The following is a 26,900-nucleotide window of genomic DNA, read 5'->3' as shown; positions in this document are numbered from 1 at the left end:
ACGTACGCTTCCTACTCCGCGCAATAATCATTCCAGTTTCCGGTGTTGGGGTGGGACGTAGACTGGAGACCGTGTATTGCCAGTTTTGTCATCATGATCAGACACGAGTCTTGGACTCACGGTTGATAGATAACGGTATGGGGATTCGTCGCCGAAGGGAATGCCTGAATTGCGGCAAACGTTTTTCTACGATTGAACGCTCGCAGCTGATGGTCGTTAAACGGGATGGAATCCCTGAGGAATTCAACCGCGAAAAGGTTATCCAGGGTGTTCGACGTGCGTGCCAGGGGCGCGAAGTATCAGAGTCTCAGCTGAAGAAACTTGCACAAAAAGTGGAGGAGAGCCTCCGCGAGAAAGGGACGCCCCGGGTGGACTCAAACGATATCGGCCTTGCCATCCTTGAGCCGCTCAAAGAACTGGACGAAGTTGGCTATCTCCGCTTCGCTTCGGTGTACAAGTCCTTTTCCTCCGCGGACGATTTCGCGCAAGAGATTGCCAGCATGCGCAAGGGGAAAGGACCGCAGGCTAATGGCAACGAGGTTAAAAAGAACTAACGCAGTTTATCCACACGTTTCTTTATTCGAGTCAGGGATACGCTCTGGGCGGTACCCAGCCGTTGTGCGAAAAGGCTGACGCGCAGCTCTTGAATGAGCCACTGAATATCCCGTACCTCCGCGGAATTCGAACGTGCCTTAGGCAGCTGCTGAAGCTTTGCCGCCAAGTATTCGCGGGCCTCAGTCACCTCATCTTCACGTTCGGCATCACGGTCCGGGTCACGGTTCATTTCCTCAAGCCGAATCTCCATCGCTTGGAGATAACGTGGCAAATGTCGTAGGTGCTGCCAACCGTGCCTTGCCACAGCGCCCTTAGGGAACATGAACTCCAGCTGGCGACGCATATCGTTAATAGCATCGCCTTCCCACTTGTTTAGCTGATTTACCACCGAGACATAACGAGGCATTGCCTGGGCAACGCCGACGACCAATTGGCGCACCTCTGAGGCGACTCCAGAACGAACGTGTTCGAGTAGTTTGTCGAATTCCTTCGGATCGCGGACCGGGCCGCCGGCAGCCATCATACGGTCGCGAATCACTGCGACACGGCAGTCCTCGACAAGCCCATCGGCGCCCCCATGTGGCCATGCGTCCACGCCAACACGTTGCTGGAGTGGAAGCCCCTTAGTCATTTGTGCACCATTTACTGGGCAATCCCGCAACAACATTGTCAAATTTGTGGTCGCCAACGTCGCCTCAGCCTGAGCCTTAGTTGGTTTGACCTCAATGGCCACGCCATCCTTGGTGGTCACCAGCGTCGGATACATCGTGACGGACTGACCGTCGACAGTACTTTTGACCGTTTCTGAGACGGCGCCCAAGTTCTCTGAAGTCCACTTTTTCACAGCTTCGCGTGCTGCAGACTTCGAACGTTTCGACACAGCAGTTGAGACCGTCGAGGCATGCTTGTCTCGAAGCGCAGCAAGATCCCGGCTCTGATCGACGATCTTTCCATGGCGGTCGACCACTGCGTAGTTAAAGCGCAAGTGTGCTGGCAGCTTCGAAGGGGCAAAGTCTGCACCATTGATGCCCGAGCCTCCGAGTCGTCGTAAAGCATCGGCAAAAACATCGACGAAGCGGCCTGAGTACGGAGTCATCGTCTCCAGCGCGCGGCGTGCGAAATCCGGGGCGGGGACAACGGACTTCCGCAGTGCCTTCGGCAGAGTGCGAATGTAGGCTTCCGCGAGCTCAGCGCGAAGACCTGGTACCTGCCAGTCGAAGCCATCTTCACGCAGACCTGCAAGAAGAGGCACGGGGACACGGAGAGTCACACCGTCATCAGGGGCGCCCGGTTCGAATTTATAGGACAGAGAGAAATCGACCGAGCCCTGCTGCCACATTTCGGGGAAGGCGTTGTCGTCGATGTCGCCGGCTTCGGGGTTGAGGAGCTTATTGGGATCAAAGTCCAGTAGATTTGGCTGCTTGGGCTTAGTTTTCTTCCACCAGCGGTCAAAATTGGTGGCCGTGGTGATAGAGGCGGGCAGCTTGGAGTCGTAGAACGCGTAGAGCACGTCGTCATCGACGACAATGCCGCGGGAACGCTGCTTTTCCTCGATCTTCTCGGCTTCGGCAAGTTTGGCCTGGTTGTTCTTGAAGAACTCGTGATGTGTGTTCCATTCGCCGTCGACAAGCGCAGAGCGAATGAAGATCGAGCGGGCGGCGTCGGCATCGACTCGGTGATATGGCACCAGGCGATCAACCACCACGGGCACGCCGTAGAGCGTCGACTTCTGGTAAGCCATCGCTGCACCGCGCTTAGTAGACCAGTGAGGCTCTGAGTACTGGTGCTTGAGCAGATGAGGGGCTACCTTCTCTACCCACTGCGGCTGAATCGTGCCGACGTTGCGCGCAAAAGTGCGCGAGGTCTCGACGATTTCCGCAGCCATCACCCAGCGAGGCGGCTTCTTTGCCAACGCGGACGAGGGGTGAATGAGGAACTTAGTGTTGCGGGTGCCAGTAAATTCCTTGCCCTCGCCCTCGCGCGTACCAATCATCGATAACAGACCCGGTAACAGTGACTTTGCCACCTCGTCGGGATTGTCGACACCGTTGGTTGAGCTGCGGGCCGAAAGATGCCAGCCCAGCTCGGCCGTTGCCTGGTGGAGCTGACGCACCAAGTCCTGCCACTCGCGAACGCGCAGATAGTGGAGGTACTCGCGCTTGCACATCTTGCGGAATTGGTTACCGCTAAGCTCGCGACGCTTTTCCTCCAGGTACTCCCAGAGCTTCAGTAGGGAGTTGAAGTCGCTGGTGGTGTCCTTAAAACGGGCATGTAGCTGATCTGCCTGAGCCTGGAACTCCAGTGGACGTTCGCGAACATCCTGCAGAGACAAAGCGGCGACAATGACGGTTACCGCCCCAAGAGTGGTGTTCTCGTACCCTTCGACCAGTATGCGGGCAAGACGCGGGTCGACTGGGATACGGGCAATTTGTCGGCCGATGTCCGTCAGCTCGGGGGCATCAGACCCCGACGTGGTGGTAATAGCCTGAAGCTCTGTGAGCAGGTTAATGCCATCGCGGATTGCTTTGTGCTCTGGTGGCTGGACAAAGGGGAAGTCCTCAATCGCGCCTAGCCGCAGTGAAATCATTTGCAGTACAACCGACGCGAGATTGGTGCGCAGAATCTCCGGATCCGTAAACTCGAGGCGCGAGAGAAAATCCTCTTCGCTGTAGAGACGAATCGCCACACCATCAGCTACACGGCCACAGCGTCCAGAGCGCTGATTCGCGGATGCCTGGCTGATGTCCTCAACTGGCAGGCGCTGCACCTTCGTGCGGGTGGAGTAGCGGGAAATGCGTGCGGTACCAGTATCGACGACATACTCGATACCAGGGACCGTCAGCGACGTTTCCGCAATGTTGGTCGCCAGCACAATGCGACGCCCGGAATGCGGAGTGAAGATCCGATGCTGCTCTGCATTAGATAGCCGACCGAATAGTGGAACGGCTTCTACACCTTTCCAGTGTTTGCCCTCGATGGCTTCGGCAGCTTCTCGGATCTCTCGCTCACCCGAAAAGAACACCAGGATATCGCCGTCGCCAAGCCGCATGAGCTCTTCACACGCTGCGATAACACCATCGATCTGCTCGATGGCGACTTCCTTTTCTTGCCCATTTTTCGCAACAACGGTCCGCACCAGCGGGCGATAGCGGATTTCCACCGGGTAGGTGCGCCCCGACACCTCGATGATGGGCGCAGGGTGCTCGTCGTCAGGCGCGAAATGACGAGCGAACCGTTCCGGATCGATCGTCGCCGAAGTGATAATGATTTTCAGATCTGGGCGCTGCGGCAGAATATGCTTTAAATATCCCAGCAGGAAGTCGATGTTGAGGCTGCGTTCGTGCGCCTCATCGATGATGATGGTGTCGTACTCGCGCAGCAGTCGGTCGAGGCCAATTTCGGCCAGTAGGATACCGTCGGTCATCAGTTTGATGCAGGTATCCTTGCCCACGCGGTCATCAAAACGCACTGCATAGCCGACGTGCTGTCCAATCTTTTCGCCCAGTTCATGGGCGATGCGCTCCGCGACGGAACGCGCCGCAATACGACGTGGCTGAGTGTGACCAATCTTGCCCCGCACGCCACGTCCCAGTTCGAGGCATATCTTCGGGATCTGCGTAGTCTTACCAGAGCCAGTCTCACCAGCAATAATGACGACCTGGTTGTTTTCAATTGCCTCTGCAATGTCGTCGCGGCGCGCGGACACCGGCAACTGGGCAGGGTAGGTGATGCGAGGAATCGCTTTACGACGATCTTCTAACCGCTCCAGCGCAAAGTCGAGGTCTGCAGAGATTGCAGACAGCGCCTTCGGCGCGGATGCTCGCTTTAGCCGGCGTCGGAAGGACCGAGCCTCCCGAATCGGCAATTGATCAGCGAGCTGGTAGAGCTCCTTTTTACGCGTGTCCTTAGCAGGTTTGCCAGAGCGCTGTGGCCTGGCGGAATTGCGGTGGCCGGAGTGGTGGTTTCCCGACTGGGCACGTGGAGCTGGTTTATCAGAACGGCTAGGAGTACTCATGGTTGCCTACTAGATTAGCCGCGTCTGGGGAGACAACCCACATCTGTGCTGATTAAGAGGTGCTCGAGATAGTCCGATGGCAGCAGGGAGCGTCCTACTTTGCCGCCGCTAGCTCTTCGGCAACTTCCTTGCAGTCCTCGCGCCCACAGTGCTGTGTCTCGGTGTGCTCCCAGCAATCATCGCAAATAAGCACCTGACGACGGCAGGTATCTTCGTTGATGCAGTTCTGGAAGGTGTTTGTGGGCTTGCCGCAGTGGACGCAGTGCCCGAGCTGTACGTAGTCCTCGTCTTCGATGCCATCGCCAAACTCCATATGCATGCGCTTGTCGAAGACATAGAGGGAGCCTTCCCACAGCCCCTTATTGCCAAACTTTTCGCCGTAGCGCACAATACCGCCGTCGATTTGGTAGACCTCTTCGAAACCGCGGTTCTTCATAAGTGCGGAGAGGATCTCGCAGCGGATGCCGCCGGTGCAGTAGGAGATAACCGGCTTGTCCTTCATCCAGTCGTACTTACCGGATTCCAGTTCGTCGATGAAGTCGTGCGTGGTCTTTACGTCCGGGACGACAGCGTTTTTAAACTTGCCAATCTCGGCTTCCATTGCGTTGCGGCCATCGAAGAAGATGACATCGTCGCCGCGTTCCTCGACCAGTTTATTGACCTCTTCCGGCTTCAAATGTGTGCCGCCGCCAATGACACCATCGACATCGACTTTCAGCTCACCCGGAGCACCGAAAGCGACGATTTCGTCGCGAACCCTGACGGAGAGTTTTGGAAAGTCATCAGCGCCGCCTTCGCTCCACTTGAACTGCATGGAGTGAAAAGCGGGGTACTGCTTGGTTTTCTTGATGTACTTCTTGCAGGCATCGAGATCACCGCCGACGGTGCCATTGATGCCGTGCTCGGACACCAGAATGCGGCCCTTGAGCCCTAACGACTCGCAAAGATCGCGCTGCCACAGCATGATGGCACGCGGATCGGACAGTGGGGCGAACTGGTAGTACAGAAGAATCTTGCTGATGCTCACGGGGACTATTCTAGTCTGCTCTCTCAGTTATCCTATTTTCGGCGTGAGCTGCTGGTATGGCTTAGTGCTTCTGATAGAGAGCCTTCTTCTGGTACTTAGGCTCCGAAGTCACTAGCACACCGAGGTTGCGGAAAATTGTTTCGTCCACGCTGCCCAGAATGGTAGTGGTGTGGACATCACAGTTTCGAAGGTTCTTCAGCTCGGCGAGGGCTGCGCGGGCATCGTCGCTGGTGGCCGCCGACACGGAAAGGGCGATAAGAACCTCGTCGGTATGCAAGCGGGGGTTGCGGCTGCCCAGGTGATGCGTCTTAAGCGTTTGAATTGGCTCAATGGCAGCAGGGGAGAGCAAGTGCAAGTCCGGGTCGATATTGGCGAGCTTCTTGAGAGCGTTGAGGAGCATTGCTGCTGAGCATCCGAGTAGTTCAGAAGTCTTGCCCGTGATGATTGTGCCATCGTGCAATTCGATTGCGCTGCCCGGCGCCCCGGTAGATTTCTCAACTTCAAGCGCTGGTGCGACGACTCGGCGGGCGGCTGTCGACACGTTGGCCTTGCTCATAATCATGGCAATGCGCTGCGAGACTTCGTCGTCTGCGCTGTTCTTGTGTTCGTCGACAAGAGCCTTGTAGTAACGGCGAACGATTTCCTGGTTGGATGCCTCTCGGCACACTTCGTCATCGTCGATACAGTAACCGGCCATATTGACGCCCATGTCGGTCGGTGACTTGTACGGTGACTCGCCCGCGAGCTTCTCCAACAGAGTGCGCAGCAGTGGGAAGACCTCGACATCACGGTTATAGCTGGTGACCTTGGTGTCATAGGCGGCCAAATGAAAAGGGTCGATGAGATTGATGTCATCGAGATCAGCCGTTGCCGCCTCGTAGGCCAGATTTACCGGGTGTTCGAGTGCCAGGTTCCAGATAGGGAAGGTCTCAAACTTTGCGTAACCGGAACGAATTCCGTGTTTGTGATCGTGATAAATCTGCGATAGACAGGTCGCTAGCTTTCCAGAGCCCGGGCCCGGCGCTGTAACAACGACCAAGTCCCGCGACGTTTGCGCCCATTCATTCAGCCCGAAGCCGGCTTCACTGACAATTTTCTCCGTGTTTGTCGGGTAGCCCTCGATATTGCGATGGCGGATGACGCTCAATCCGAGTCGCTGTAGGCGCTCAATGAAGTTCTTTGCCAGGGTGTTGTCGTCGGAAAGCTGCGTGACGACGACGCTGCCGACTAGAAACCCGCGTTCACGAAAGACATCGACGAGGCGCAGCACATCGTCTTCGTAAGTGATGTCGAGGTCAGCGCGGACCTTGTGGCGTTCCAAATCCTTGGCATTGATGCACACCATGATTTCCAGATCGTCTTTGAGGCGATCGAGCATAGCGATTTTATTGTCAGGCGTGAAGCCGGGGAGCACGCGCGAGGCATGCATGTCATCAAATAGCTTGCCGCCCATTTCGAGATAGAGCTTGCCGCCTTCACCTGCGATGTCTGCGCGCCGCTTCTTAATATGAGCGGATTGCATTTCGATGTACTTTTCGCGGTTAAAACCGACAGCCTGAGCCATGGTGCCCTTTCTGAAGTTGTGTCTGCGGGGAGCGCGCTAAAGCTTGCGAAATTCTACTGTGTCCATGGTAGTGATACTGCCTTGCGAATGTTGTATCGGTTACTGCTGTCGCGGGGGGAATTTTGGGAACTTTGGCTTATTAGGCCACGCGTAGGGGATTGTCTGATTAATCTCCCATGTATTGATATTCAAAAAGAAATATGAAGAGGATGTGACATGCTCGATCCCCAGATGGCATCATCGTCGAATTCGGCAGAACCAACCGCACGCGCCCCGTACCAAGTGGGCAGGCGAGGCTTCCTCGTCGGAGCAACTGCCGTGTCAGCTGCGAGTATGATGCCTGCCGTAAATGGTGCATCAAAGGCAAACGCCGCTCCTGCAAACGGGGCTTCTGCCGCCGCGGGGAATTCGACCACCAATTTGAATGTCGGTCGAGGAATGGCTGACATGACAGGCGAGCCACTCGGCGCTGGCATGAACGGGTATGCGGTCATGGACCAGACCACCTCGGGTCTGCGTCTTCGCCAGATGGCGCGTGCATTCATCTTCGGTGATGACAACGACAACCGTGTCGTCCACGTCACCGCAGATATGGGGCTCATGTTCCAGTCCATCCAGATGGAAGTTCTGCGGCGACTGCGAGCTCTCTTCGGAGACCTCTACCACGAGGGCAACGTGCTTATCTGCGCATCTCATACGCATGTCGCGCCGGGTGGTACATCGGGCCATCTTATGGTCGACCTGACTACTCTCGGATTCCGTCCCGTCACTTTCGAAGCTGTAGTCGTCGGTGTGGTCAAGGCTATTGAACGTGCACACGCTGATTACCAGCCGTCGACTATCCACCTGACCAAGGGGATTGCCCAGGATGCGGGTGTTAACCGCTCCCTGGAGGCATTCAGGCGTAACCCCGAGGAAGAACAGCGTCTTTTCCCCGACGGAGTCAACCCGGAAAGCCATACACTGCACGTGAGTCGTGGTGGTCGCGAAGTCGGCTTCATTAACTGGTATGGAATTCATCCGACCACCTTCGGCCCCGAGCACACCATCATCGACGGCGACAACAAGGGCTACGCAGCATGGAAGGTCGAGGTCGACCGCGGGGTTACCCACCGTGAGCCGGCCGATGCCCCCTTTGTCGCCGCATTTACCATGTCGTGCCCGGGTGACATCAGCCCGAACATGGGGCTCGTGCCAAATTCGGGTCCCGGCAACGGAGACGAAGCAGAGTCCGCCCGCATTCTCGGGCAGCGTCAGATTGACGCTACCCAAGGCCAGACCATTGCACTGCCAGGAGGCGGAATCTCCACCGTCCACAAGTGGGTCAACCTCGGCGATGTCGACATCGATGGCCAATTCACGCCCGATGGCCAGCCACACCGCACTGGACCTGCAATCCTCGGTGCGGCCTTCGCAGCCAGTAGCCAGGAGGACGGCGGCGGCGAACCGGCCCTAGGTTTCAACGAGGGTCAGCGTGGAGGCACACCGTGGGTACGTCAGCTCAATAACGTCGTACTCCCGAAGAATATCGGGGAGATTCAGGGTGAGAAAGAGTGCCTGCTGCCAGTGGGCTACATCGATGGTCTTCTCCAGCAGACCCATATGTTCTCCATCACCCGCATCGGTGGCTTCACCTTGATCACCAACGGCCTTGAACCCACCACGATGTCGGGTTACCGCATGCGTCAGCACGTCGCCGAAGTCCTCGGCGTTCCAATCGACACTGTCATCTGCCAGGGCTACACCAACAGCTATGGACACTACGTCGTTACCCCAGAGGAATACGATCAGCAGGACTACGAGGGCGGCGCGACGGCTTTCGGCAAGTACACGCTCAGTGCGATGATCTCCATCTATCACGATCTCGCCCACGCGCTTGCCGACGGCATGGCTGTCGACCCGGGTGGTGCTGCAGGTGATCTCACTGGCATCATCCCGCCGTCGCCAGCAGGAGGAAAGATTATCGATTCCGCACCAATGGGCAAGAATTTTGGTGACGTGCTCGAATCGACTGCAAGCATCACGGTAGGGCAGAAGGCCGTTGCCCAATTCGTCGCGGCAAATCCGAATAACGACTTGCGACTGGAAGACGGCTACCTACTTATCAAGAATGACCGCGGCGAGATTGTTTCCGACGACTGGGACCAAGCAACTGTCATTGAGTTTGCCAAGGACGGTATTTATACCACCGCCAAGGTCACTTGGGAGACCGCAGGAGTCGCGCCGGGCAAGTATGACATCATCGTGCGTGGTAGCGCGTTGGGTGTCGGTGATTCACTGAACGAATTCGAGGGAGTCGCCGCGGTGGAGCTCGTGTAAGAACGTCCAATTAAATACGTCCATGCGCATAATGTGACTTATACTTCGGCCTTTAAAAACTCATCAAGGGCTTGTCTCACGTATAGTCCGTTGTGCGCATTATTTGTATGTATCCGTCAATTTGGCAGGAGCAATTTGCTTCATGAGTACCTCAAACGATCCATATAGCAACAACGATCCTTACGGTGACGGCAGCCGGGACAATGAGTCCAATAACTATGACTCCCAGAGTCACGGTTTTCCCAACGATGGTTCGCAGGATTACAACCCTTACGGGTTCGATTCGGACGCACAACATGGCCCGCGTGGACCAGAGGATTCGCCAGAGTGGAATCAGGCTTACGGCCGTGAACAGGCTTATGGCGAAATTCCTTCTTACGGTACTGGCGAGTCTCGCGATAGTTATGCCGGGCAACCCTATGGTGCGGACTCGAGCTACTGGCAGCAACCGGCAGGTGGGAATCCTGCAGCCGGCGCGCTTGCTCCAGGTGTCAACATGCCAGGTGGCGATGAGCCGCCGGTGAAGCCTGTGGCACAGGGGTCGACGAAGGTCGACATTGGACGTGCCTTTTCCGCGGCGTTTCGTAGTCTAAACAGCAATTTTGCTTCCTGGCTTGGCATCATGCTGACGTTCTTCGCCGTACTAGTTGCCCTGATTGTTGGCGCAGCGGCAATTCTCTTTGCATCTGGTGACTTCGATCCGGACTTTGAGCCGAACTATCCAGGCGATGTTCCGTTTGAGGATTTAGGGTCGATGTTCGCGACTCTCGGCGCGATGGCACTCCTATTTGCCGTGGGCATGTTCGCGATGCAGGCATTTATGCTGCGCGGTGCATTCGAAGCTGTCGACGGCCGAGTGCCGAGCTACGGTACTTTCTTCCGTGTAAACCGGTGGGGATCTCTTATCGGTGCCTACATTGTCACGTTCCTGGTGGGGCTGCTCGCCATGCTTCCGGGGATGGTGCTCTTCATCGCTGGAGTATCCCTGTCTGCCAACGGCAGTGAAGCTGCAGCTGCGATGATTCCACTGGGCTACTTGGTTTTGTTGTTGACGTCGATTTTCATCATGCCAATTACAGCGACTATGCCACTACTTGTTTTCGATGGTCGAGCAACTGCGCTTGAGGCGCCGGTTGTCGCTTGGCGCCTGGTAAAGCCCCAATATTGGACGATGCTTGTTGCATTCATTCTGACGTCGATTGTTTCTTCCGCAGGTGCGATGCTCTTCTATATTGGCATCCTGTACACAATGCCGCTGGCTATGCTGGTTCAGGTGCACATCTACCGCCAGCTCATCGGTGGCCGGCGAGTTATTAATGACGCGCAGGAAAATCCGGGCTATTACCCTCCGCAGCAGTAGCCGAAACGAATAAGAAAAAGCGCCCAAGGAACCGGTACAAATTGGTTCCTTGGGCGTTATTTGATCAGCAGGAAATCCTGCGGGGGAGCGTTCGACTATCAAAGCCGAACGTATCCTCCTAATATTTAGCGGGTAGCCTCAGCGAAGACAGCCTGTGCAATGCCAGAGACGGTGCCTGCAATCTTTACAGCTTCCCAGACCTGCTCCTTGGTCAGACCAGCATCGCGGACGACCTTTGCGTGGGAGGTCACGCATGCTTCACAGCCGTTGATGGCAGAAACTGCCAGAGACCACAGCTCGAAGTCTTCCTTCTCGGCACCCGGATTGGAGATGATGTTCATGCGCAGACCGAACTTGACCTGTGCGTAGTCATCACCGAGCATGTGGCGAGTGCGGTAAGCGACGTTGTTCATGCCCATAACGGTGGCCGCACCAAGCGCAGACTCGAAAGCCTCGTCAGACAGGTGCTCCTTGGCTTCCTCAGCAATCTCGGAGAAAACGGTCTCGTTGCGGGTGGCAGCAGCAGATGCAAGCAGGGTACCCCACAGCTGCTGTTCGGAGAGTTCCGTAGAACGGGTGAGAGTGCCAAGGTTCAGCTTCATGTCCTTGGCGTACTCCGGTAGGCCGGAACGAAGGTTATCGATGCTCATATGAGTTACTTCAGCTCCTGCTTCAGAACATCCATCTTGTCGATGTTCTTGGTCGGGTCATTCTTCTGCCAGTTACATGCGCAGACCTCTTCAGACTGAAGAGCGTCGAGAACACGCAGAACCTCGTCAACGTTACGACCGACAGCGTCCGGGGTAACGGAGACGAACTGAATGATGCCGTCCGGGTCAATGATGAAGGTTGCGCGGTCTGCAACACCGTCAGCGTTCTCGACGCCGAGTGCACGCATCAGGTCGTGGCGGATGTCGGAGAACATCGGGAACGGGATGTCCAGCAGTTCCTCGTGGGTTGCACGCCAGTTGAAGTGGGAGAACTCGTTGTCGCCAGAGCCACCGAGAATAACGGTGTCGCGGTCTTCGAATTCCTCGTTCAGCTTGCCGAATGCAGCAATCTCAGTCGGGCAGACAAAGGTGAAGTCCTTCGGGTAGAAGAAGACGACTTTCCACTTACCCTCGTAGGACTCATTGGTTACCTGCTCGAAGTAGTCATCCGGAGAAGAAGCGTTTGCATCACGCAGGTTGCCGCCCTTCAGAGCGGTCAGAGAAAACTCGGGGAACTTGTCGCCAACAGTCAAAATTGCCATGGAATCCTCCTGAATGTATTCCTTTTGGGGTCACACACCATTATGCCTATGGATTCCCGAACCGTCAAGAGGAAAAAGTTAATAAGCTCGTGTAGGCTTATAGGTATGCGTAATAGAGATTATCGGCCCACTTTGCCTCAGTTACGTGCCTTTGTCGCGATTGCCGATACCGGTCACTTCGGTCAAGCCGCTGCCCGCCTCGGCATTTCACAGCCCAGCCTGTCACAAGCGCTTTCCACCCTTGAGCAGGGACTGGGGGTGCAGCTTGTAGAGCGTTCGACTCGCCGAGTGCTGGTGACGCCACTCGGTCGCGGTCTGATTCCATATGCCCGCCAAGCATCTGAAATTGTTGACGAGATTGTTGCTCGCGCCTCTGGCCGTACAGATGATTTGTCCGGACCACTATCCATTGGTGTTATCCCTACGGTTGCTCCATACGTGCTGCCCAACTTCCTCCAGTTGGTTCGTGACGAGCTGCCAGATCTAAAGCCTAGGATCGTCGAAGAGCCGACCGAGCGCCTCATCGAATCACTTCGCTCCGGCACCATTGATGCAGCCATCATGGCACTGCCGTCCGATGTGCCTTCCTTTGAAGAGATTTACCTCTACGACGAGGAGTTCTACATCGTCGTGCCAGAGGATCATCCGCTGGCAGGTAAGGATGACGTAAAGCTTGAGGCAATCAGGGACTTGGACTTGCTTCTGCTTGACGATGGTCATTGCCTGCGCGACCAAGTGTTGGATATTTGTCGCAAGGTCGATGCTGTTCACGGCGAGACCTCCAGCTTGGAAACACGGGCGGCTTCTCTATCGACCGTCGTGCAGTGTGTTGCCGGTGGGTTGGGGCAGTCGCTTGTACCGGAATCGGCTGTCAAGATTGAGGCCGACCGCCCCGGCCTGGCTGTTGCACGATTCGAAGGTCCGGCACGGCCGGGACGCACCATTGGGCTGGTTCACCGCGCATCATCGGTACGCGGCGGCGAGTTCAATCGAATTGCCGAACTGGTACGGCAAGCATACATAGACGCTGTTGCCTAAAGCTCTCTTGGCGCATGCCGCAGTAGCGTACGAAATAAGCAAAAACCGGGCTGGCAGTTCCAGCCCGGTTTTTCGCGTCTATCCCTGAATAATTCGCAGCGATGCCAACCTGACCTCGCCGTATTCATCAGATGCAGCCAAGTCAATATCCGCTTCAAAGCGCCAACCGTGGTCGCCCTCGGGATCATCAAGTATCTGAATCACGTGCCACAAGCCCTCACCAGCCTGGCGGTCAATCGAAATCATATCGCCACCGCGAGCCTTTGCATCGATGCCTAGGTCATCGTATTCATCGAAGTAGTCATCCATCGCGGCAGGCCAATCCGGTGCGTCGTCGAGGTAGTTGTCCAGGTCGGCCAGCTCCTCCTCCTTTTCAAAGGCAAAGAGCTGCACGTGGCGGAACATGAGATTGCGCACCATACGGGTGAATGCACGTTCGTTGCCCGTAAGGGGCCGCGACTCGTCGGTGCCAAAAGCCGCTTCCTTGAGAGTTTCCTCGTCCAATGGCTTGTCCGGATCGGCCATCTGCGCCCATTCATCCACCAAGGAGTTATCCACCTGTACAACGAGCTCGCCGAGCCATTCCACAATGTCCCGGAGCTCCTCGTTAGCGGCTTCCGGTGGGAGAGTATGTCGCAAAGTGCGCCAGGCATCGGTGAGGTAGCGCAAGAAAATACCTTCGGAGCGGGCAATTCCATACTCAGATACCACGTCCGAGAAAGTCATGGCCTTTTCCACCATCTCGCGCACCACAGACTTGGGCGACAGCAAAAACTCACGCACCCACGGGTGGCCTTGAGCATAGGTGTCGAATGCACCCTCCAGCTCGTCGGCAAGCGGCATCGGCCATGTGATGTCTTCGACGATGTTCATACGTTCGGTGTAATCAACGCCTTCGGCCTTGAGCGCGGCGATCTCTTCACCGCGTGCCTTTTTCTGCTGCGCGATGAGCAGTGGGCGAGGGTCTTCCAGAATTGATTCAAACACACTGATGACATCGAGTGCGTAGTTCGGGCTGTCCTTATCCAGCAGTTCGAGCGCGGCGATCGCAAAAGGCGACAGCGGCTGATTGAGCGCGAAGTCACGCTGCAGCTCCATTGTCAGCTCGGAGCGGCAGTCATCGCCCTCGCCATGCGTGACGACGATTCCCGCGTTGACCAAACCGCGGTAGAGCTCAATTGCGGTCAGAATAGCCTCATTTTGCTGGTGGCGGGTGTCGTGATTGGTGCGCAGCAGATGACGCATGTGTTCGTAGGTATCGCCACCACGAGCAATGACGTTGAGCAACATACCGTTGGTAACTGCAAAGCGGCTGGTCAGCGGCTCTGGCGGCTGAGAAACGATTTTGTCGAAGGTCTTCTCTGACCAGGTCACTTCGCCCTTGGGAACAGACTTCAGCCGCAACTTTTTCAGTTTGGCCTCATCCTGGCCGGCCCGGCGCCGCAGCTTGGCGTTTTCGATTTCGTGTTCAGGTGCTTCGACAACTACGGTGCCCTCGGTGTCGTAGCCAGCACGGCCGGCGCGTCCAGCAATCTGGTGGAACTCGCGTGACTTGAGAATACGGCTACGACGGCCATCGAACTTGGCCAAACCGGTAATCAGCACCGTGCGAATAGGCACGTTGATACCGACGCCGAGGGTATCCGTGCCACAGATGACCTTCAGCAGACCAGTCTGAGAGAGACGCTCAACCAAACGACGGTACTTCGGCAGCATTCCCGCATGGTGGACGCCAATGCCCTGGCGCACCAACTTGGAAAGAACTCGACCAAAGGCCGTGGTAAACCGGAAATCGCCAATCTCTTCGCGAATCCGCTCCTTTTCCTCCTTCGTCAGCAGCTTCAGACCGGTCAGTGCTTGCGCCTGTTCAGCTGCTTGGCGCTGGGAGAAAAAGACAATGTAGATTGGGGCTTTGCCGGATTCCAGCAACTCCGCCAGCGTGTCATGAACTGGTGTGTAGACATAGTGGAAATCCAGCGGTACCGGGCGCGTCGTACCTGTAACGAGGTTGACGTCGAGTCCCGTGCGTTCCTTCAAGTCGGTTTCAAACTTCGAGGTGTCTCCGAGAGTGGCGGACATCAACAGGAATTGGGAACGGGAAAGCTCGAGCAAGGGCACTTGCCATGCCCACCCGCGATCGGGATCCGCATAGAAGTGGAATTCATCCATTACCACCTGGTCAATATCGGCGTCGGCCCCGTCGCGCAGCGCGATATTGGCGACAATTTCCGCAGTTGCGCAGATGATGGGTGCACCACCGTTGACGGTGGCATCGCCGGTCATCATACCGACGTTCTCAGCGCCAAAGACCTCGCAGAGGGCAAAGAACTTCTCGCTTACCAAGGCCTTAATAGGCGCCGTGTAAAAGCTGCGTTGGCCACGGGCAAGCGCGCAGAAATGGGCGGCGATAGCCACCATCGACTTGCCCGACCCCGTTGGAGTGGCAAGGATGACATGGTCGCCACCGGCCAAGCCGATAGCGGCCTCTTCCTGCGCCGGGTAGAGCGTGATGCCCTGATCCCTGGTCCAGGCAATGAACGAGTCCCTAATCGCATCGTCGAAAAGGGACTCTGGAACCTCAGCTAGGTCGGGAAGCATTTCAGATAGTGACACGCTTCCCACCCTAGCGGTAACCCCGGATTAGAAGCGGAACCAGGGCTTCCAGCCGCGCCGACGGCGAGGCTTTTCCGGTTCACCGGATTCGTCGCTTTCCGCCTGCTCTTCCCGAGGCTGTTCAGACTCGGGCTGTTCTGACTCAGGCTGTTCGGCAGTGTCGTCTACAGAAAACTCCGCAGACCTATCGTCCGCCGAGGCCGACTCGGGTTCTTCCGAGTGTGCGTCAGTGTCCTCTGATGTAGTTGCCGAGGAATCCGAGTTGGCCGGGGTCTCCGGCTCGTCGTCAAGCAAGGAAGAATCCTCTACTGGACGCAGTGGTTGAGAAGCGAGGAACTTCTCGAACTCAGCGCCAATCTCGTCGGCCGAAGGCATCTCGCCGTTAGGTCCAAGCAGTGGAGACGTCTCCAGCTCTTGACGACGTTGAACTTCCTGGTCGTACTGTTCCTCGAGAAGATTGACCAGCTGAGAGACCTCGCCGGAATCATTCGTCTGCGTATTGAGCAGCTCCGCCACCCGCGCGGATTCCTTCTCCAACGCCTCAAGCGGGAGCTCGAGCTTGGCTAGTTTTGCTACCTCCTGCAACAGCCGCAGTGACGCCAGCGGATACTCAGTGGCCGCAACATAGTGTGGCACCTGTGCGGTGAAACCAAAGGCATCACAACCGCGGCTTGCGAGCTCGTACTCAATGTTCAGGCTCGCAGCCCCCGGAACTGTGACGCGGTTTCCCCAGGTATGCATATCACCGAGTTTCCGCTTATCTGTGCCGTGGGCGATGATGCCCAGCGGTCGGGTGTGCGGAACCGTCATCGGCGCCGAGTACAGCGACACAGTCCGACCGACATCGTAGCGCTCCGCCAAATCTGCCACGGCAGTCGAGAAAGCCTCCCACCGCATGTCTGGCTCAGGGCCAGAAAGCAGCAAGAACGGCTTACCGACGTTGTCGCGAACCACATTGAGTGACAGGTTCAAATCGGATACATCCACAATCTGGTCGTGGTTCATCGTCACAGAGGGACGGCGAGAACGATAATCAATCAGCTCGTCGATAGAAAAGTTCACCAATGGACGGTGCTCGAGAGCATCCAGCAGGAAACTAGCTGATTCCGAGACGGCATTACCGGCATCCGCATAACCGCTAAGTGCAATGACCAGGGTCAGATGCCCCTCGCTTCCCGTTACGTCAGGAACCGGGAAAACTACCTCGTACATATTGCCCTGAGGCTTGTCGGTCGGATCACTCACGTTCGACTACCTCCTGCATCACATTTTTCGTCATTTGAAGTAAACAACCACGATACCGCAGAAATTATTCCAGTTATCCACAAGTTGAAAGTAGTCCACAGATGGGTCGATTTTTCCGGTCGCGCACAAGCAAGGCTATTGCGGATTCGATAACAATGAGAGCCACCAGATGGCGAGAGGATTGTCCGCTGGCGAGCTAGTCCAATGGGGGAAAAGGGGTAAGGAATCAATGGTAAATAAAAAGAACTTTGGTGCAGGAAAAATGCCTGAGATCGAGCCGAGTGTCTTTCTGACGAACCTGCCGGGAATCGTTGGATTCTATCCTCGGGGGCAGGTAGTGATTGCGGCGTTGTACCGTCAGCAGGTCGAAGATCTCATCGATGGCAAGGTCGAGTTTGACCCGACGGCGCATGCTGGCCCGATGCTGATCAAGGATGTGGCTTCGATGGAGAGCAATCCTGACTTGGTGCGGGCAGCTGCGGACTTCCTGCTCGATGAAGGATGCACTCACGCAGATGTGTTTATCATCGACGAATCCTGGGGGATTGAAAAGGACTCCACACCTATTACAGGCTGGCTGCGAGAAGGCGGCCTGCATGAGGTGCGTTTGGCGGGTGTTTCCACTATTGCTGCGGGGGAAGTTGTCACGGACGAGCAGGGAGAGATTGTCGGCATTGTCGGTGACAGTCTGATGACCGAGAACGCAGATCTAATCTCTCGGCAGGGAGAGCAGATTTTCAAAAACTATGAGGAGTACCGCAGCTATTTTCGCGGTGGCCAATTCCGCGACAGTAAAGACAGGGCTCTGATTGAACGCCTCCGGGAACGAGCGACAGCCGTTGAGCAGCCTAGGAAGCTCAAAATTGGTTCGGACAATCCCGCGCTCATCGAGCATTTCGACATGCTAAAAGCGGCCGTGGAAAACGTGGCCGATGGTGTGATGGATGCACATGAGGCGGTTCGCGATGAAACCGCGGGATATGCCATTGCTGCAGCACTGACCAACGTCACCTTGCGCGATATGTCCATGATTTTCGTTACTACGCAGTTGGCGCAATCAATGGGAGAAATCTGGCGCGAGGCCGCAATCGTCCACCGCGGCAGCCTGCGTGCTAACGCTTTAGCGTGTTTTGCCATCGCAAAGTTCGCGGCTGGGCTGGAGAACTATGCGCAAACAGCTCTCGATGAGGCAGCGGGGGAGCAACCGAATCATTCACTGACTCAGTTGCTGGAAATTGCGGTCGCCAATCAAATTGTGCCGAGGTGCGTCGGCACAATTCTTGGGGCAGCACAAGAGGTACTGCGCAGGGTATACAAGGTGAAAATGCCGCGTATTGATTAGCGCCCCTGCAAGCTGTACTGCAGTACCTAGCGGTGCGCCGAGTGGGCTCGGTCGCCGAGGTTCTTGGTGTACTCCCATGCATCGGCGACGATGGTTTCAAGCTCCGTCTGGTTGGGCTTCCATCCGAGCTCGTCCATGGCACGCTGAGAAGAGGCAATAAGGGTTGCCGGATCACCGGCTCTACGCGGTGCATCCTCAGCAGGAATCGGGTGACCAGTGACCTTACGGCAGGTCTCAATAACCTGGCGAACCGAAAAGCCGTCGCCAGAACCGAGGTTGAAGATACGGTGGGTTCCCGGCGTGTTGGACTCCAGTGCCAAGACGTGCGCATCGGCGAGGTCTTTGATGTGGATGTAGTCACGAACCGCGGTGCCGTCCGGAGTCGGCCAGTCATTGCCAAAGACCATAATCTTGTCGCGGTGACCGAGCGCAACCTGCAGTACCAGGGGGATGAGGTGAGTTTCCACCTCACGGTTTTCGCCAAAACCGCCCCAGGCACCCGCCACATTGAAGTAACGCAAGCTGGTAGCGCCGATGTTGTATGCCTTGGCGTAAGACGAGATGGCGTAGTCCATGGCCAGCTTGGTGGCACCGTAAGGGTTGGTCGGTGCGGTTGGCATGTCTTCGGTAATTGGTGTCTTCTCTGGCTCACCGTAGGTTGCAGCTGTCGAAGAGAACACCAGGTTATTCGTACCGGTATCACGCATTGCGTCGAGTAGCTTCAGGGTTTGGCCCACATTGTTGTGCCAGTAGTCGGAAGGAACCTCAACAGACTCGCCAACAAGCGATTTCGCAGCGAAATGAACGACGCCGTCGAAGCTGTCGGAGGACAGAACCTCGTAGGCCTTGTCCGCCACATCACCCTCGACTAGGGTCGCGCCCTCCGGCACTGCATCACGGTTGCCAACAGAGAAGTTGTCCAGAATGGTGACGTCGTGGCCAAGAGAAATCAATACTGCCGAGCACACGCTACCGACGTAGCCGGCACCACCAGTGACGAGGAGTTTCATTTGATAATCACCATGATTGCGTGAGACAGAGTATCCGGAATGTCAAGAGAATGATCACCACGGGCGAGAGTCACGCGGCCGGCGGCAACCTCGGCAAGTGCCTCAGTACCCGGCATAATTCCAGCCTTGTGGAGACGCTTCATGTAGCTCTGCTCGACCTGCAGGATTTCGTTAATCTGGACGATCTCAACGGTGTACTCGCCGGGGTTTAGATCGGACAGTCGGCGAACGTTCTCTAACGGCTCTGGTGACTGAGTCCCACCGAGGTCTCCCAAACCGGGAATCGGATTGCCGAATGGGGAGCGTGTGTAAGAGTCAAGCACGTCGAGAAGTTTGCGCTCGACCTCGTCACTCATTACGTGCTCCCAGCGACAGGCTTCGTCGTGAACCTTGTCCCATTCGAGGCCAATGACATCCGTAAGTAGGCGCTCAGCTAGGCGGTGCTTACGCATGACAGCCGTGGCCAGCCTGCGGCCCTCGTCGGAAAGCTGCAAGCTGCGATCTGGGGCAACTACGAGAAGGCCATCGCGCTCCATGCGCGCAACGGTTTGGCTAACGGTCGGCCCCGACTGCTCAAGGCGTTCGGCAATGCGAGCACGCAAAGGAATGATGCCCTCTTCTTCGAGTTCGAAAATCGTACGTAAGTACATTTCCGTGGTGTCAACCAAATCCCTCACGGTTTTCCTCCGATAACACAGTCTTAAAAGTTTTCACTCAAGTATTAGGATAACCACACTTGCGCAAGAAAGATGTTAGGGCTCGCAAATCCAGCGGCTTTGGTGCTGATTGGGCAGCGAAAAGCTTGGTTCGGTGGGCGCTGCTGAGACGTAAGGGAGCGTACGCGATGTCGAAAGCTCGACGTGCAGACGAAAACGCCGACCGCCAGTGTGGATGAAACTCCCGCACGGGGTCGGCATTGAAGTCCAGCTCTATCTCAGGGCTGAAAGTGGGAACCCTATCGATGTCACCGCCATGTGGCGTTAGTTTGCGTACTCACGCAGCTTGTCAGCACGGTCACCCTCGCGGAGCTTGGACATAACTTCCCGCTCAATCTGGCGGACGCGCTCGCGAGACAGGCCAAAGTGGCGGCCAATCTGATCCAGCGTGCGGGGCAGGCCATCGTCGAGACCGTAGCGGAGCTTAATAACTTCCTGCTCTCGAATCTCGAGAGTGGACAGAACCTTGCGGACATCGTGGTGACGCAGGGAAGCGACAACTGCCTCCTCGGCATCAGTTGCCTCTGAGTCCTCGATGAAGTCTCCCAGAGGAGCTTCCTCATCAGTGCCCACCGGCATGTCCAAGCTCACCGGGTCGCGGGACTGACGCAGCAGCATCTCGATCTTGGCCTCTGGAATGCCGGATTCCTCTGCCAATTCCTCATTCGTAGCCTCACGGCCGAGTTGCTGGTAGAGCTCACGCTTGATACGAGAAATCTTGTTGACCTGCTCAACCAAATGAACAGGGAGGCGAATGGTGCGCGACTGATCAGCCATACCGCGGGTAATAGCTTGGCGAATCCACCACGTTGCGTAAGTGGAGAACTTGAAGCCCTTGGTGTAGTCGAACTTTTCCATGGCGCGGATTAGGCCCAAGTTGCCCTCCTGGATTAGATCCAGCAGAGGCATACCGCGGTTGGTGTAGCGCTTCGCCAGCGAGACCACAAGACGGAGATTGGCTTCGAGTAGGTGGGCGCGTGCAGCCTTACCTTCCTTTGCCAAAATCTTGACATCACGCTTCTTTGCGCGGGTCATTTTCGCGCCGGTCTGCAGCAAATGCTCGGCGTATACACCGGCTTCAATGCGCTTAGAAAGTTCCACCTCTTCTTCAGCGCTGAGAAGAGCAGTCTTTCCGATGCCGTTCAAATACACACGAACCAAATCGGCGGACGGATTGGAGTTATTGCCAGTGCGGCGCCCCTTGTCCCGTGGCTGACCTTCCAGTTCGTCATTTTGAATATCGGCACTCTTCATGAATCTGCCTCCTGGATTTTTAAGTGGACTCAATAACTACAACGCACGGAGTTACGGAAATGTTCCCGTGAAAGTTGATGAATGTCAATAGGGTAATTTTGCCATGCAAATATAATGTTAAGAAAAACTGCCGCGACTAGCATTCTACGAGAACTGTAAAGGGTCCATCATTGACGGATGCGACCTCCATCATCGCTCCAAATTGTCCCGTTTCGACCGTCAAGCCACGATTGCGCAAGTTCTCGACAATTTTTTCTATGACGGGTTCGGCCTCTGGGCCCGGAGCCGCGTCTACCCACGACGGCCGCCGTCCCTTCTTTGTCGCCCCCATCAACGTGAATTGGCTAACAATGAGCACCGGGGCGCCAGCGTCGACAGCGCTGAGCTCGCCATCCAGAATGCGCAGCTCCGCGATCTTGCGGGCCATCGTTTCCCAAGCATCGGCAGTGTCCTCGCGGCCAACACCTACGAGCGCCAAAATGGCGCCGGTATCGCCTCCGTCAACGTGGCCAACAACGGAGCCGTCGACAGTGACTGACGCGGATTTAACTCGGGTGAGAACGGCTTTCATTTACTGTTTATCCTCCAAGAGCTCGGTGGGGAGAATCAGACCATGGCGAACCAGGTCAACGACGATGGGAACTAGGGCGTCCTTGATTGCAGGGACTTCGGACTCATCAAAGGCTCCAAACATTGCCATGATGTCGATGACGGAGCCCAGGGCAGCTTCGGGATGCAGTGCACCCAGGATGGTTGCGACGGACTCATCGATTGAGTGTGTCCAGGCGGGGCCGTCGGTGCGTGAGATGCGTGTATCGAACTCAGTGAAGCCCTGGCCGCTGTCGACGTCGGCAAGCGAAACGCGTTCTAAGGCGACGCCGGGTCGCACAGTAAAGGCAGCTTCGAGGATGGTGTTAGCAGTTTGTGCGCGAAGCCATTCGGCGCGGCCGAGATACTCCTCGGCTTCGGCGGCGAAGGGAGCGGCCAAAGGCTGCGGCATTTCTTCACACACAGCGGAAGTCGGGCCGTCGATGCGTTGGACTGTGATGTAGCCGAACCCGATGCCTGTCACGCCGCTGTTGCGGAAGTGCTCCAGCCAGGCACGGGAGCGCTCGCAGCCTTCTGGGCTGCGGGGGTCGATGGACTCGTCTCGAAGCCAGGTGCCGATGTATTCCGCCGGCGTGGCGACATCTCGTTGTGTTACCCACACTTCGAGGCCTTCAGCAGGGAGCCAAGAGGCGATGCGCTGTTGCCAACTTTCGCCTTCGATATGGGCCCAGGCGCCGAGCAGATGCGCCGTGCCGCCGTCGGTGAGATGGTCGGCCAGACCGCGGATCATAAGTTCGGTGGCACCGTCCAGATTCAATCCTGAGTCACGGTAAACATGTTCCACACTTGGCAGCCCTACGACGAACGGCGGGTTCGCCACAATGCGGTCAAACTTCTTGCCTGCAACCGGTTCAAACCACGAGCCTTCGAGGGCCTGCGCCTGGTCGAAGCCATTTGCTGCGAAAGTAGCGCGGGCAAAAAACAGCGCCCGGGGGTGAATGTCCGTCGCGACAATCGACTTTGCATCCGGCTGGGCAAGGCTCTGGACACCACAACCGGCACCGAGGTCGAGTACGGATTCCACCGCCGAGGTCGGCGAAATATCGAGGAGGGAGCGGGAAGCCCGCCCTACGCCCAAGACATGATTGGGTCCAGGAACGTGATCGCTCATAGAGGCATCGCGGTCGGAAAAGACAATACGGTCGACTCCCGCAATCTCAACCGGGCGCACATCGATACACACCTGTGCGTTGGTGGCGGTGCCGGCAAGTATGCCGCTGTCCAGTAACTTGGCCGTCAGAGCAGGCCCAAATAGCTGGTCTGCGTCGGCGAAGTCGCCCAGGATGAGAAGACGCAACGCGGTCACAGTGTCCGCAGAAACGCCCTCAGTTTCGGTAAGTAGAACATCGACAACGCCGGGCTCACCGCGGTCCAGCGCGGCCAGTCCCTCGGCGCCTAGGACTCGACGCAGTGACTCGCTGGAAAACTCAAGGCGCCTGAGCGCGGTGGCAAATTCCTCCGCACATTCGACAAAATCACGAAGCTGCTGATCAGTCGGTGGGGTGAAGGTGGAGGGGGAAAAGGTCATCGTAGGCACTACCTTCGTCGTAAAGCGGGGCGGAGGGGCTAGTTAGGGGAGCTTGACGACGGATCGTCGTCTTCCGGCATATCGATGACATTTGCGTCATCGAAGGGGGTTGAGATGGTCTCACTACCGGACTGTGGCGGTGCGTCGGTGTCTTCGGTACTGGCGGCAGAGCCGAGCGCGCGCATCTCCGCTTCCTTGAGGGCGCGCTGGCGCTGCTGCTCCTCCCATCTGCGGTTTTGCTCGCGTACAACTCCAGGCTTGTAGACGCGCGGCTTACGCTTGTCAGCGGGTTCTCCAACGCCATTGGCGATGACAACCGCGATCCACGGCATGGGTACGGAGACGACCATGAGAATCGCTGCGATCCACGGCACATCCCACCACAGATAAAAAGCGCCGGAAAGAAGCAGCAGCGGAATGCGAGACCATTGCAGAGCCGCGTAGACGTGGCGGCGGTGGTCATAGTTGCGAATCCGAGAGCCGCGGGCGTCGGTAATCAACGCCGCGTCTTTCTTGCGTCGCCGGGAACTTCCGCGTTTCGGCAGCGCGGAGTCGCGACGGTCATTGATTCGCGCCATGGTTGTCTAGCATACGCCTGTGGCGTGGGGTCGTCTCAACTAGCTATGCCCGTTGCAGCCGCATGCTCGCGTAGTCACAGCGATGTTGTGGATGGCTGTGGAAGGCAGCAGTCAGCAGCGGCCAGCACCTGGGTCGCTAGGCATAATTTGACCGATGGGGCACAATTGGAATCTGTGAGCACTCCATTGAAGACGACAAAGACGATTGAACGCACCGATACCCGCGTCGATGAGTCGACGAGGGACGACACTCCGAAGTTCTTCCATTACGTCAAGAAGGACCAGATCGTGAACTCCGCGGTCAACGGCTCCTACGTCGTTGCTCTGTGCGGTGAAACCTTCCCTGTGAAGAAGTCGGCGAAGCCGGGTTCACCGGTATGCCCTGACTGCGAGCGGATTTACAAGTCCCTGCGTCGCAAGTGAGCGGGCTTCGTAAATGGCAGCATGAGGCCCTCGACAAATACCTGGCGACTAACCCCAAGGACTTCCTTGCAGTGGCGACACCGGGCGCAGGAAAGACGACCTTCGCCCTGCGTATCGCCAGTGAGTTGCTGTCGCGCCGGATCGTCGAGCGCATCATCGTCGTGGTTCCCACTGAGCACCTGAAAGTGCAGTGGGCTGCTTCCGCTGCTCGTTCGGGGATTGCGTTGGATCCCAAATTCACCAACGCCAAGGGTGTGGTAAACCCCTCCTACCAGGGAATTGTTGTGACCTACGCCCAAGTCGCAGTGCATCCGTTTAAGCACCATGCCGTAGCCACCGCTCGGCCGACATTGGTGATTCTGGATGAGGTGCACCACGGCGGCGATGCCAAGAGCTGGGGCGACGGTATTTCCGAAGCTTACGGTGATGTCGAACGCCGCCTGTGCCTAACTGGTACGCCGTTCCGCTCCGATGACGCGGCGATTCCGTTTGTTCGCTACTCGCCGGACGGCGATGGTTACTCGCGTTCCGTCGCCGATTACACGTACGGCTATTCCAATGCGCTTGCCGACGGCGTCGTGCGCCCAGTGGTTTTTTTGGCTTATTCCGGTGAAGCTCGCTGGCGTGATAGCGCGGGTGATGAGTTCGCTGCGCGTTTGGGTACTGTGATGAGCCCAGAGGAGACCACGCGTGCTTGGCGCACCGCGCTTGACCCAAAGGGCGAGTGGATGCCATCTGTGCTGCGGGCAGCGCACACCCGTCTCTCGCAGATGAGGCAGCATATCCCGGACGCGGGTGGCCTGGTTATCGCCTCCGACGCGGCAACTGCCCGTGCGTACAAACGCATTCTCGAGCAGATTGCCTCTACGCCGGTGGCGTTAGTGCTCTCGGATGAACCGGGCTCGTCGGAACGAATCAAGACTTTCTCCGAGTCCACCGATGAGTGGATGGTAGCCGTGCGCATGGTCTCCGAAGGCGTGGACGTGCCGAGGCTGGCGGTCGGTGTGTACGCGACAAGTTCCTCGACTCCACTATTCTTCGCGCAGGCTATCGGACGATTCGTGCGAAGCCGCATGCCGGGGGAGACTGCTTCCGTCTTCTTGCCGTCGATTCCGGTGCTGCTCGACTTGGCCTCGCAGATGGAGGTGCAGCGCAACCACGTGCTCGGCAAGCCGGATCGGCCTTCGGAGGGCTGGGAAGATGACTTGGTCGCTGAGGCCAATCGCCGCAAGGATGAGCCCGATGAATTGCTGCCGGCCTACGAATCCATTGGCGCGGATGCTGAACTCGACTACCTCATCTACGACGGCTCCTCCTACGGCACCGCAACCGTTGCTGGTTCCGCCGAAGAGGCCGATTATCTGGGTTTGCCAGGGCTTCTCGACGCCGATCAGATGCGACTCTTGCTGCGTCAGCGGCAGGATGAACAGCTTAAAGCCGCCAGTGCCCGAGAGAAGGAAGCCCGCGAGGAGGCGAGGGAATCGTCGTCAAGCGGAGGCGAAGGGGGCGCGGTGCACCGCATTGAAGGATCGGCGTACCCAAGGCCGCAGAAGGTGGCCAGTGAGGTGTTGCCGAAGTTGCGGAAGGAGCTCAATACGCTGGTGTCGATGACAGCCGCGCGAACCGGTAAGCCACATGGTCAAGTGCATAACGAGGTTCGGCGCGCCTGTGGTGGCCCGCCGACTGCGCTATGTACGGAGGAACAGTTGCGTGATCGCATTAGCTACCTGCGTAATTGGTAGGGTTTCAAACGAACTGAGCAATCTATGGTGGAGAGAAGAATGTCGGCAAGCAGTGATAAGTCGAGGCCGTCGGAATTGACCGGCGGTGGTTTGTCAGCTGTACCAGGCAATGACGGTCGGACTATTGGCGTGCTGGCGCTGATCTTTGGCGTCGGCGGACTCTTGATGTCCTGGATGATTGTTGGTGGCATCCTCGGTGTCTTTGGCATTGTTCTGGGCATCATCGCGATGGCGAAGGCAATGAGTGCTAAGAAACGCGTGCAGGCAGCTGGGGGAGACGCGGTCATCAGCGGTTCGTTCGGATTGGGCGTGGTCGGCATTGTGACGGGTATTGCAGCCGCCGTGGTGTCGCTGATGCTGTATTCGTCGACATCAGATGCGATGTCGAAGTGCGAGAAGTTCGAGCGCACCTCTGGAGAGTATGCCGAGTGCATCTCTAAGCAGATGGGTACTGATCAGCCAAAGAAACAATCGGAGTGAGTTCGGAAGCGACATCAATGGCGGTCTTACTTTGTGCCCGGAGTTTTCGGTCAACGCCAGATACGCAATCAGGAAATGAGCTAACCCCGTAATCCACCCCCGAAGCCCAACTGCCTGCAGTTTCGGCCGGGGGTTTCTTAGTGAAATCTCATATTTGGCCGAGTGTTGGTAATGATATTGGTGTCAGAAAGTACCCACATTTGGCATCCCCTACATGCGGTAAACGTTTG

At 56.9% G+C, this 26,900-nt stretch carries 21 protein-coding genes; 8 read left to right on the top strand and 13 right to left on the bottom strand.

Translation table 11 applies throughout. The annotated features are described in order from the left end of the window. Nucleotides 1–71: 71 nt before the first annotated feature. On the top strand, nt 72–554 hold the full coding sequence (nrdR, locus tag QP981_RS03530; RefSeq protein ID WP_042388651.1) for a transcriptional regulator NrdR: 483 nt from the start codon (nt 72–74) through the stop codon (nt 552–554). Here nrdR and hrpA read toward each other — a convergent pair. The 3 genes from hrpA to QP981_RS03515 form a co-directional block, all read right to left on the bottom strand. After that, nucleotides 551–4,570, bottom strand: a complete 4,020-nt coding sequence (gene hrpA, locus QP981_RS03525) for an ATP-dependent RNA helicase HrpA (RefSeq protein WP_284857437.1) — start codon at nt 4,568–4,570, stop codon at nt 551–553. The genes nrdR and hrpA overlap by 4 nt on opposite strands. A gap of 94 nt (nt 4,571–4,664) precedes the next feature. Further along, entirely contained in the window at nt 4,665–5,597 is a 933-nt protein-coding gene (gene trhO, locus QP981_RS03520) for an oxygen-dependent tRNA uridine(34) hydroxylase TrhO (RefSeq protein WP_016422632.1), read from the bottom strand. 61 nt (nt 5,598–5,658) lie between these two features. After that, entirely contained in the window at nt 5,659–7,161 is a 1,503-nt protein-coding gene (locus tag QP981_RS03515) for a DUF1846 domain-containing protein (RefSeq protein WP_070643044.1), read from the bottom strand. A gap of 216 nt (nt 7,162–7,377) precedes the next feature. Here QP981_RS03515 and QP981_RS03510 point away from each other — a divergent pair, with 216 nt between their 5' ends. Together QP981_RS03510 and QP981_RS03505 are read left to right on the top strand one after the other, a co-directional pair. Then, nucleotides 7,378–9,480, top strand: coding sequence for a neutral/alkaline non-lysosomal ceramidase N-terminal domain-containing protein (locus tag QP981_RS03510; protein ID WP_070643042.1), 2,103 nt, complete (start codon nt 7,378–7,380; stop codon nt 9,478–9,480). A 142-nt stretch (nt 9,481–9,622) separates the two neighbouring features. After that, the gene (locus tag QP981_RS03505) at nt 9,623–10,840 is read left to right on the top strand and encodes a hypothetical protein (RefSeq protein WP_284857436.1); all 1,218 of its coding nucleotides are present in this window, start codon (nt 9,623–9,625) and stop codon (nt 10,838–10,840) included. 125 nt (nt 10,841–10,965) lie between these two features. Here the strand turns inward: QP981_RS03505 and ahpD are convergent, their stop codons facing one another. Both ahpD and QP981_RS03495 read right to left on the bottom strand, forming a co-directional pair. Continuing rightward, nucleotides 10,966–11,490, bottom strand: coding sequence for an alkylhydroperoxidase, AhpD family (gene ahpD, locus QP981_RS03500; protein WP_038628796.1), 525 nt, complete (start codon nt 11,488–11,490; stop codon nt 10,966–10,968). Nucleotides 11,491–11,495: 5 nt separating this feature from the next. Next, nucleotides 11,496–12,092 carry a peroxiredoxin gene (locus tag QP981_RS03495; RefSeq protein ID WP_016422637.1) on the bottom strand — a complete coding sequence of 199 codons (597 nt, stop codon included), beginning with the start codon at nt 12,090–12,092 and terminating at the stop codon, nt 11,496–11,498. A gap of 105 nt (nt 12,093–12,197) precedes the next feature. On the opposite strand from QP981_RS03495, the gene QP981_RS03490 reads away from it, so the two are divergent. Beyond that, nucleotides 12,198–13,130 (top strand): hydrogen peroxide-inducible genes activator, encoded by a 933-nt coding sequence (locus tag QP981_RS03490; protein ID WP_101738653.1) that lies wholly within the window; start codon nt 12,198–12,200, stop codon nt 13,128–13,130. 78 nt (nt 13,131–13,208) lie between these two features. Here the strand turns inward: QP981_RS03490 and QP981_RS03485 are convergent, their stop codons facing one another. Next, a complete protein-coding gene (locus QP981_RS03485) occupies nt 13,209–15,728 on the bottom strand; it encodes a DEAD/DEAH box helicase (protein ID WP_284857460.1) in 2,520 nt (839 codons plus the stop codon). Between the two features lie 42 nt (nt 15,729–15,770). Next, entirely contained in the window at nt 15,771–16,988 is a 1,218-nt protein-coding gene (locus tag QP981_RS03480) for a PAC2 family protein (protein WP_284857434.1), read from the bottom strand. A gap of 262 nt (nt 16,989–17,250) precedes the next feature. On the opposite strand from QP981_RS03480, the gene QP981_RS03475 reads away from it, so the two are divergent. Continuing rightward, a complete protein-coding gene (locus tag QP981_RS03475) occupies nt 17,251–18,330 on the top strand; it encodes a DUF4192 domain-containing protein (protein ID WP_284857433.1) in 1,080 nt (359 codons plus the stop codon). Between the two features lie 26 nt (nt 18,331–18,356). Here the strand turns inward: QP981_RS03475 and galE are convergent, their stop codons facing one another. The 6 genes from galE to QP981_RS03445 all read right to left on the bottom strand — a co-directional run bounded on the left by galE (nt 18,357) and on the right by QP981_RS03445 (nt 24,025). Further along, nucleotides 18,357–19,340 (bottom strand): UDP-glucose 4-epimerase GalE, encoded by a 984-nt coding sequence (gene galE, locus QP981_RS03470; protein ID WP_259802988.1) that lies wholly within the window; start codon nt 19,338–19,340, stop codon nt 18,357–18,359. Beyond that, nucleotides 19,337–20,017 carry an iron-dependent transcriptional repressor DtxR gene (locus QP981_RS03465; protein ID WP_070438300.1) on the bottom strand — a complete coding sequence of 227 codons (681 nt, stop codon included), beginning with the start codon at nt 20,015–20,017 and terminating at the stop codon, nt 19,337–19,339. The genes galE and QP981_RS03465 overlap by 4 nt, the downstream gene beginning before the upstream one ends. A gap of 303 nt (nt 20,018–20,320) precedes the next feature. Further along, nucleotides 20,321–21,310, bottom strand: coding sequence for a sigma-70 family RNA polymerase sigma factor (locus QP981_RS03460; RefSeq protein WP_016422644.1), 990 nt, complete (start codon nt 21,308–21,310; stop codon nt 20,321–20,323). Nucleotides 21,311–21,446: 136 nt separating this feature from the next. Then, complete coding sequence (dtd, locus tag QP981_RS03455; RefSeq protein ID WP_070602501.1) at nt 21,447–21,881, bottom strand: D-aminoacyl-tRNA deacylase; 435 nt, start codon at nt 21,879–21,881, stop codon at nt 21,447–21,449. After that, nucleotides 21,882–23,447: a DUF7782 domain-containing protein gene (locus QP981_RS03450; RefSeq protein ID WP_284857432.1), complete on the bottom strand. Its 1,566-nt coding sequence runs from the start codon at nt 23,445–23,447 to the stop codon at nt 21,882–21,884. It abuts the gene before it with no gap. 38 nt (nt 23,448–23,485) lie between these two features. After that, a complete protein-coding gene (locus QP981_RS03445; protein ID WP_284857431.1) occupies nt 23,486–24,025 on the bottom strand; it encodes a DUF3099 domain-containing protein in 540 nt (179 codons plus the stop codon). 174 nt (nt 24,026–24,199) lie between these two features. On the opposite strand from QP981_RS03445, the gene QP981_RS03440 reads away from it, so the two are divergent. From QP981_RS03440 to QP981_RS03430, 3 genes are read left to right on the top strand one after another with little or no spacing between them, the layout of a single operon-like run. After that, nucleotides 24,200–24,448, top strand: coding sequence for a DUF3039 domain-containing protein (locus QP981_RS03440; RefSeq protein ID WP_005509477.1), 249 nt, complete (start codon nt 24,200–24,202; stop codon nt 24,446–24,448). Next, the gene (locus QP981_RS03435) at nt 24,445–26,190 is read left to right on the top strand and encodes a DEAD/DEAH box helicase (RefSeq protein WP_284857430.1); all 1,746 of its coding nucleotides are present in this window, start codon (nt 24,445–24,447) and stop codon (nt 26,188–26,190) included. The genes QP981_RS03440 and QP981_RS03435 overlap by 4 nt, the downstream gene beginning before the upstream one ends. 39 nt (nt 26,191–26,229) lie before the next feature. Continuing rightward, nucleotides 26,230–26,670: a hypothetical protein gene (locus QP981_RS03430; protein ID WP_016422649.1), complete on the top strand. Its 441-nt coding sequence runs from the start codon at nt 26,230–26,232 to the stop codon at nt 26,668–26,670. Nucleotides 26,671–26,900 lie beyond the last annotated feature (230 nt).

Origin of the sequence: Corynebacterium sp. MSK047, from assembly GCF_030232285.1 — a bacterium.
GTDB lineage: Bacteria > Actinomycetota > Actinomycetes > Mycobacteriales > Mycobacteriaceae > Corynebacterium > Corynebacterium jeikeium_D.
Note: the sequence above shows the minus strand (reverse complement) of the source record. Positions and strands in the feature narration are given on the sequence as shown.

Coding starts and splice junctions, on each gene's coding strand:
- QP981_RS03445 (WP_284857431.1), bottom strand. CDS start 24,025: ATGGCGCGAATCAATGACCGTCGCGACTCCGCGCTGCCGAAACGCGGA.
- dtd (WP_070602501.1), bottom strand. CDS start 21,881: ATGAAAGCCGTTCTCACCCGAGTTAAATCCGCGTCAGTCACTGTCGAC.
- QP981_RS03450 (WP_284857432.1), bottom strand. CDS start 23,447: ATGACCTTTTCCCCCTCCACCTTCACCCCACCGACTGATCAGCAGCTT.
- galE (WP_259802988.1), bottom strand. CDS start 19,340: ATGAAACTCCTCGTCACTGGTGGTGCCGGCTACGTCGGTAGCGTGTGC.
- ahpD (WP_038628796.1), bottom strand. CDS start 11,490: ATGAGCATCGATAACCTTCGTTCCGGCCTACCGGAGTACGCCAAGGAC.
- QP981_RS03475 (WP_284857433.1), top strand. CDS start 17,251: ATGCCTGAGATCGAGCCGAGTGTCTTTCTGACGAACCTGCCGGGAATC.
- QP981_RS03515 (WP_070643044.1), bottom strand. CDS start 7,161: ATGGCTCAGGCTGTCGGTTTTAACCGCGAAAAGTACATCGAAATGCAA.
- QP981_RS03505 (WP_284857436.1), top strand. CDS start 9,623: ATGAGTACCTCAAACGATCCATATAGCAACAACGATCCTTACGGTGAC.
- QP981_RS03485 (WP_284857460.1), bottom strand. CDS start 15,728: ATGCTTCCCGACCTAGCTGAGGTTCCAGAGTCCCTTTTCGACGATGCG.
- QP981_RS03460 (WP_016422644.1), bottom strand. CDS start 21,310: ATGAAGAGTGCCGATATTCAAAATGACGAACTGGAAGGTCAGCCACGG.
- QP981_RS03495 (WP_016422637.1), bottom strand. CDS start 12,092: ATGGCAATTTTGACTGTTGGCGACAAGTTCCCCGAGTTTTCTCTGACC.
- QP981_RS03430 (WP_016422649.1), top strand. CDS start 26,230: ATGTCGGCAAGCAGTGATAAGTCGAGGCCGTCGGAATTGACCGGCGGT.
- QP981_RS03510 (WP_070643042.1), top strand. CDS start 7,378: ATGCTCGATCCCCAGATGGCATCATCGTCGAATTCGGCAGAACCAACC.
- QP981_RS03490 (WP_101738653.1), top strand. CDS start 12,198: ATGCGTAATAGAGATTATCGGCCCACTTTGCCTCAGTTACGTGCCTTT.
- hrpA (WP_284857437.1), bottom strand. CDS start 4,570: ATGAGTACTCCTAGCCGTTCTGATAAACCAGCTCCACGTGCCCAGTCG.